Annotated in this window: 6 protein-coding genes; 3 read left to right on the top strand and 3 right to left on the bottom strand. The window is 43.0% G+C overall.

The window, feature by feature from the left end:
- Positions 1-228 precede the first annotated feature (228 nt).
- On the top strand, positions 229-1,788 hold the full coding sequence (locus tag BIZ37_RS28770; RefSeq protein ID WP_255526954.1) for a methyl-accepting chemotaxis protein: 1,560 nt from the start codon (positions 229-231) through the stop codon (positions 1,786-1,788).
- An 80-nt stretch (positions 1,789-1,868) separates the two neighbouring features.
- Here the strand turns inward: BIZ37_RS28770 and BIZ37_RS28765 are convergent, their stop codons facing one another.
- Both BIZ37_RS28765 and BIZ37_RS28760 read right to left on the bottom strand, forming a co-directional pair.
- Positions 1,869-2,213, bottom strand: coding sequence for a hypothetical protein (locus BIZ37_RS28765; protein WP_222939877.1), 345 nt, complete (start codon positions 2,211-2,213; stop codon positions 1,869-1,871).
- Between the two features lie 89 nt (positions 2,214-2,302).
- Positions 2,303-3,214 (bottom strand): sensor domain-containing diguanylate cyclase, encoded by a 912-nt coding sequence (locus BIZ37_RS28760; protein WP_187464453.1) that lies wholly within the window; start codon positions 3,212-3,214, stop codon positions 2,303-2,305.
- Positions 3,215-3,510: 296 nt separating this feature from the next.
- Between BIZ37_RS28760 and BIZ37_RS28755 the strand changes: the two genes are divergently transcribed.
- Together BIZ37_RS28755 and BIZ37_RS28750 are read left to right on the top strand one after the other, a co-directional pair.
- Positions 3,511-4,677 (top strand): HlyD family secretion protein, encoded by a 1,167-nt coding sequence (locus BIZ37_RS28755; protein WP_187464452.1) that lies wholly within the window; start codon positions 3,511-3,513, stop codon positions 4,675-4,677.
- A 19-nt stretch (positions 4,678-4,696) separates the two neighbouring features.
- Positions 4,697-5,740 carry a DUF2955 domain-containing protein gene (locus BIZ37_RS28750; RefSeq protein ID WP_187464451.1) on the top strand — a complete coding sequence of 348 codons (1,044 nt, stop codon included), beginning with the start codon at positions 4,697-4,699 and terminating at the stop codon, positions 5,738-5,740.
- Here BIZ37_RS28750 and BIZ37_RS28745 read toward each other — a convergent pair.
- The gene (locus BIZ37_RS28745) at positions 5,737-6,738 is read right to left on the bottom strand and encodes a helix-turn-helix domain-containing protein (RefSeq protein WP_187464450.1); all 1,002 of its coding nucleotides are present in this window, start codon (positions 6,736-6,738) and stop codon (positions 5,737-5,739) included. The two genes, BIZ37_RS28750 and BIZ37_RS28745, sit on opposite strands and share 4 nt — an antisense overlap.
- Between the last annotated feature and the right edge of the window lie 75 nt (positions 6,739-6,813).

Raw genomic sequence — 6,813 nt, 5'->3', positions numbered from 1 at the left:
GCGGTGTCATGACACCGCTTTTTTATTTATATGGGGACGTTTTTTTGACGGTGATTGTCATAAAATTTACGGTGTAAACGTATTGATAAAAATCAAAATAACAGGGAAGATTCATGTTAAAGTTGATCTCATATACCAATTCTATTTATTTTGTCCATGCTTTTAAATTTTAACAATATATCTGTACGGAAACAGGTGCTTGTTCCCGTTTTACTCATCTGTGTGATTATGGCAGTAGCATTTGCTGTAGTGACAAAGGAATCCCGTTCTCAACGCGCGCATACAAGCGATACTACATTCTCAGCTTTACAACAAAAAACTGTTTCCCAACAGATACTTGAACACAGCTTTGCTGCTCGTGTCAGTGCGATCTATGCACTTTATGATCTATCGGCATTCAACAATTTGGATGCAGCGGTAAAACAAGGGTTTGATGCAAGCCGAGTATTACTCGATCAACTTTCACAGACGCCTGCTTTAGTGACAAATGTTCAGGTGGTCAATGAAAAAATGGCAAATTATGAGCGCTTTATAAATAATGATTTAAAGCCGTTTGTTGCTCGCAAAAATAGTATTGGCGTCACAGTACAAGAATCAGAAATGCTAGCTTCTAACTTTAGGGGTGTAGGTAGCGAATTAATACAATCGATTGATGAATTAACTATCGCTATTGATCTCTATGTTGAACAAGAAATTGCAGCTGGTGAAGCAGAATACCGTCAAATGATGCAAAGCGTCATGCTAATTATGGCTGTGATGGTCGTAAGTGGTTTAGTTATAGCGTGGCTGGTTTCAGGTCGTATGGTTAAACCCATCCTTGAAGTACGTGAAGTTTTGAAACAGCTCTCTTTGGGCAATTTGACAGGGCGTGTTCATGTAAATGGTTCAAATGAAATCGGGGAACTCAGCCGAGATTTGAACAATACTTTAGAAAGGATGCAAGAGACCATTTCTCACTTGAATCGTATCAGTGAAGAAGTGGCGGCAGCATCTACCGAGTTAGCGGAGGTGATGAATACCTCTCAAGCTAATGCCCAGCAAGAAATGGCTGAAATCGAACAGGTTGCCTCTGCAGTCAATGAGCTTTCAAGCACAGCTGATAATGTTAGCAGTAATGCCCAAGATGCTGACACTTGTGCCAAACAAAGCCAGAGAATGGTTGATGAAGGCCGCAATGTCTTTACCCAAAGCGAGCAATCAAATCAGGTTACCTCTGAGAAAATGTCAGAAGCTGCTGATGTTGTGATGCACTTGCGAGAGCAATCTGATCAAGTTAGTAAAGTTATTGAAGTTATTCAGGCTATCTCGGAGCAGACGAACCTGCTGGCATTGAATGCAGCGATTGAGGCAGCCCGTGCTGGTGAATCAGGCCGAGGCTTTGCTGTTGTGGCCGATGAAGTACGTATGCTGGCAGCTCGGACACAAGAGTCGACTCAAGAGATCCAAGCGATCATTGAAGATCTCCAACGCCAGTCGGCGAATGCCAATGACGGAATGCAGCAATCATTGCAGATGCTGAAAGAGTCAGAAGAGCTAACAAGCTTGGCCAATGAGGTGTTTGAGGGGATTACTGATGCCATTACCTCCATCGGTGATATGAATACCGAGGTGGCAACGGCGGCAGAGCAGCAGTCTATGGTGACGCAAGATATCAATAAGAACGTGGTGAACATGTCTGAGCTTGTTAACCAAAATGTGGTTGGCATTAGCCAAAGCGCAAGTGCCAGTGAAGAGCTTTCCCAATTGGCAGAACAACAACGTAAACAGTTGGCGTTTTTCAAGTATTAATGGATTCAGCACTTAAGTATTGAGTATATAAATAGGAAGCCTTTGACAGTGTCAAAGGCTTCTTTTTTTTAGGTTAATGCCTATGAGGCTGCAACTTCAGTCTTAGCTGAAGGCTTGAATATATTAATTACTGCTTTTACGGTGTAATAACCGCATAGGGCGGTAAAGGAAATCGCACTTAGCGATTCGCCGAAGTGAACTGACGCGCCAACGAAATTAAATATCTCGCCACCGAAGTCTTTAACATGATCCAAGGCCCATTTATATACCAAATATAATTTGGTGAGGGTAATTAAGACTAGGTAAGCTTTACCGTAAGGTGTAGTTAGAAAATACTTAATTTTATTCCAAAGACTTTTCACTTTACTTGCAACCTCGTTGTTTATCGGACGAGATGAAGTGTAGGAAAAACCACCTAAAGACATTTATCAATTCGCGCCATCGATGAGCGAAAAACGTAGCACACTATGGATGGCTATATAGTTACCTTCACTATATTATTGATTGTAATGGGTTAATTATTGCTGGGTATAATTGTTTTTTCGTAAGAGATAACTTGATCTTTTCCATGACGTTTGGCGTAAGCCAGTGCAAGGTCGGCCTGGTGAAGTACCGTTGCAGGTGAAGCCTTAGCGTCGATAAGGGTGTTTACTCCAATACTGATAGTGAAATTAATATCGCCCTCTGGAATATGCACGTCTAACTTGCTGACTCTCCAGCGTAAGCGTTCCGCTAGCAATAGCGCAAAATGGTGTGAAGTGTGAGGAAGGAGAATGACAAATTCTTCTCCGCCCCAACGACCAATGAAATCAGACTGGCGGATACTTGATTTACAGCACTGGGAAAATAACCGGATGACTTCATCGCCAGCTTGGTGACCATAGCTATCGTTGATCAGCTTGAAGTCATCAATATCTATATACAGGCATGAGATTGGGTAGTTGAGCTTCTGAGCTTTCGCTAATTCACTGCTTAGAATGGAATCAAACCGGTTTCGGTTGGTGAGTCCTGAGAGTGAGTCAATTGAAGCTTGCTGCTCGAGTTGGTAAAAGTCGTTGTACTTCTCAGTGATATCAATGATTGCCAACTGAATCGCCATTTCGCCTTTCCATTGCACAATTGATTCTGCGGCGAGAACGTGAGCGATTTTGCCAGAGGGTTTGGTGACTTTGAATGTTTGCACCCGAGGTCGAGCAGAACCGTCCATCAATCGGTGATAATGGGCCAGCGCAAGCTCAGGGTTGATATCTACGATCAAGTTTAACAAGTTAGGTAAAGATATGTCGTTAGGCACATCCTCCACACCAATGATGTTACAGAGGTTCTCATCAACGTAGAGGATTTTGAATTCGTCATGGATCAGTATGCCGAAATCAGAGGCAAAAGTGTTATCAGGGTCAAGATGGATCTGAGGAAATTCTATCATCTAAGTTACTACTACCGTATACATCCATGGTAAGACCTAAATGGGCCGACAATTGCTTTGATAAAAGTATCAATTAAGACAATATGTGACACCGATTCCAATATTTCAAGCTAAATTGCATTTTATAAGCAAGTTAATTTAGATAATCAGAGGTTTATCATCATTTTTGCAATGATAGTGTTCATAAATGCATAATTGTGCTCGATGGCGTGAATTGATAAGAATCTTCAGCTGTAAAATCTACAATGCAGGCATTGAAAGTTATTAACTAATTGTATGAATACAATGAGGTTGTAATGAGCCAGCAAAGTAAAGCAGAACTAACAACAACAGAGCAACAGACACAGAACCCAGTCGCAGAGAGTCGAACTAATACCGAGAGAGCAAAAAAGGGTGATGGTCACGCACGTGATCCACGAAGAGCGACGTTAATTACACTGCTATTTTGTGCAGGGTTATTCGTTTTCTATCTCGTCTCCGACCGGGTGATTCCAACCACAGATATGGCAAGAGTAAGAGCCAATATTGTTCCATTAGCCCCCTTGGTGAGCGGTCCTGTAACGAAAGTGCATGTCGAACCCAATGATATTGTGAAAGCCGGTCAACCGCTTATTGAACTGGAAAGAACGGACTATGTTATTGCCCTTAAGCAAGCTGAAGAGGACCTAGAAAAAGCAGGTAAGGAAGTCGGTGTTCAGACGGCATCTGTTGAATCTGCACAAGCACAGTTGAGTGATGCGATAGCCAACCAGCAGAACGTTCGTCGTCAGGCTGACCGAGTTTTTGCCATGGTGAAAAAGGGGATTGTGACCCAAGCTGATGCGGATAAAACCCATGCCGCTCTGGCGCAAGCGAGTGCCCGTGTTGATCAAGCGAGAGCTTCTGTTGATCAGGCTAAAAAACAACTAGGTGCTAAGGGCAATGAAAACACTGAAATCCAAGCCGCGATTCTGGCCCTTCAAAAAGCACAGTTGGATCTTGAACGTACAGTGATCAGAGCACCCTCTGCTGGTGCAGTGACAAACTTTAGATTAGATGAAGGTATCTTTGCCAACAAAGGCCAGCCTCTGATGACCTTTGTATCTGGCGATGAGAGTTGGGTCGAGGCATATTACCGTGAAAATAGCCTAGGCAATGTTAAACCGGGCGATAAGGTAGAAATCGCGCTAGACAATGTCCCAGGTGAAGTTTTTACAGGAGAAGTAACAAGCATTGATTACGGTGTTGACTGGGGCCAAGCACAGCAAACAGGCCAATTGGCGACTGTGACTAATCAATCAGGGTGGCTACGTCAGACGCAGCGATTCCCGGTTATGATTCGTTTTGAAGAGCAAATGCCGAAGGGAAGCCTTAGGGTTGGCGGTCAAGCCGATATCATGATGTATACCGATGAAAGCTCACTAATGAATGTGTTCGGGAAAATCTGGATCCGAGTGATCACTTGGTTCTCATATATCCGCTAACACCTTTGGAGGCAGAGATATGCGTTTAGAACAAAGTCGAAATATCCTCCGATATGTAACGGGTGTGATGATCTCATTGATATTGGCTTACAGCCTGAACTGGACACTGGCATATGTAATGCCAGTGTTTGTTGCCAAACTCCTGGTAGATAAACCTGTTGCGGATAAACAAGTCATGACGGAACTAGGTTTATCTATGGTGGCGACGGTAATCATCGCTTTGCTGGTGACAAATGGGTTAGCTCAATACCCAATTATCATGCTGACTCTTGTAGGCATTTTGATGCTTTGGGCTTATTACTTGTTCCAAGACCAAAAATGGAATTTTTTCGCAACCATGCTGATGATATCGGCACTACTATTGCCGTATTTGGGGTTGATGCAACCGGTTATTGCTCTTGAAGTAGGCAAGGCCTTGATGCTAGCCGGGGGCGGTGCTGTCGTCGTTTATGGATTAATGCATTGGGTGTTTCCATCTCAACCTACAAGAATGCCATCGATTGAAGAAAAAACGCTAGAACAAGTGCGTCAGGAACAACAACTGAAGATGAAGGAGTCATATAAAGCACTGTTGATTAGTTTACCGGCCATTGCGTTTTGCTATTTTTTTCAAACCACAGGCGCAATTCTAACAATGATTTTCGTTGGTATTTTATCGCTGCAATTAACCGCACCTAAAAGTGTCAAGTTGAGCATGTTTTTACTGATGACCAATATTGTGGGTGGTTTATTGGCAATTATTGCCTATGAACTGTTAGTCACCGTACCTTGGTTCCCGTTCCTGGTTGCGATGATGGCATTCTTTACATTGAGTTTTGCCAATAAGATCTTTAATCAGCCAGAGAAAGCCCCAATTTATGCTGGGATATTTTCTGCGCTTCTGGTGATTTTTGGCGCTGTTGTCGCTAGTGACACAAAGCTGATGGATGTGAACTTCTACACTCGAATTTGGCAGTTAGTCCTATTGAGTGTTTATATGATCAGTGTCTCTACCTTGATTGAAAAATGGCAATCAAGGAACAATGTGAGTGATGATTCAGGCCCCCCGGTGTTGCCGGCCTAAGCGACAAATTGTTTGCGGTAGTCTTTGGGAGGGAACCCCGTAAGTTTTCTAAATGCTCGTGAAAAATGAGCAATATCAGCGTAGCCCAACTCAACAGCGATGTCGGTTAAGGAGTAGTCTTTGTTTTCCATCAGCCGACAGGCTGTTGCCAGCATAATATTGTCTCTGATGTGCTTAAAACTGGTGTGTTCCTGAGACAATCTACGCTGAAGTGTTCTTGGCGTTGTACCTAACAGTGTAGCGGCGTCAGAAATTGTCATAGATTGCCTACACAGGTATGGAGCGAGCGCGTGATAGATAGATTCGATATATGTGATTTCTCTAGGGGTGTCGGCAGAAGGGCTTGGGACAGTAAACTTAGCTGTAGAGTGATAGGGCAGACCCAGAATATCATTACTTAACGCAACGGCACCGAGTTTGCGCTTGGTGTAATAATGGGTTGTTTGTGATTTCAGAATAAGCGCTAACTTGTCAGCCCCATCAGATTGCATAGCGATATAACTGGGAGACCAATCTTGCTTGCTGGCGTGACGAATAAACTCGATGATGAACAGAATTGCAAAGATTTCAGACCAGACATAACCATCAGTTTCTTCGACTGGCTTAAATCGGCATAACCACGGCGTATCGTTGAAGTAGCCAATACTTAGTTGGGTTGTTGGCGACTCATGCAACACTGCCGTTTTCATTTGCTCAATAGCATCGCCAATAGTTTCCGGACTATCTAGGTGTTCCAGAAGCTTAGGAATGAAATATTCACGAATAGAAGTCACAAGCAAATCACCGTAGAACTCAGGGTCAGCCCGTTCTGCCATCATACCTAAAAGGTTTCTTATTGGGGCTTCTGGGAGGTATTCGTGGTGCTGCTGCAGTATATCATCAGGGATACCTGCCGCACTTAGCAATGGGTAAATATCACTTTCGAAATGTTTGACTAAAGCAATGATCGTACTGGCATTTACTGTCTTAATTAGCGGTACCAATTGACCTTGTTGCATGTTTATCGCATTCCATTAAGTGTATTTTATTAAATTATAACGCTTTATTGCTATATCCATCAATTTGATGAGATA

Origin of the sequence: Photobacterium sp. BZF1, from assembly GCF_014349205.1 — a bacterium.
Lineage (GTDB): Bacteria > Pseudomonadota > Gammaproteobacteria > Enterobacterales > Vibrionaceae > Photobacterium.
This window is presented reverse-complemented; position numbering and strand designations above follow the sequence as displayed.

Bases quoted from the DNA above. Each gene is read 5' to 3' on its own strand.
- BIZ37_RS28770 (WP_255526954.1), top strand. From the start codon at position 229: ATGGCAGTAGCATTTGCTGTAGTGACAAAGGAATCCCGTTCTCAACGC.
- BIZ37_RS28765 (WP_222939877.1), bottom strand. From the start codon at position 2,213: ATGTCTTTAGGTGGTTTTTCCTACACTTCATCTCGTCCGATAAACAAC.
- BIZ37_RS28760 (WP_187464453.1), bottom strand. From the start codon at position 3,214: ATGATAGAATTTCCTCAGATCCATCTTGACCCTGATAACACTTTTGCC.
- BIZ37_RS28755 (WP_187464452.1), top strand. From the start codon at position 3,511: ATGAGCCAGCAAAGTAAAGCAGAACTAACAACAACAGAGCAACAGACA.
- BIZ37_RS28750 (WP_187464451.1), top strand. From the start codon at position 4,697: ATGCGTTTAGAACAAAGTCGAAATATCCTCCGATATGTAACGGGTGTG.
- BIZ37_RS28745 (WP_187464450.1), bottom strand. From the start codon at position 6,738: ATGCAACAAGGTCAATTGGTACCGCTAATTAAGACAGTAAATGCCAGT.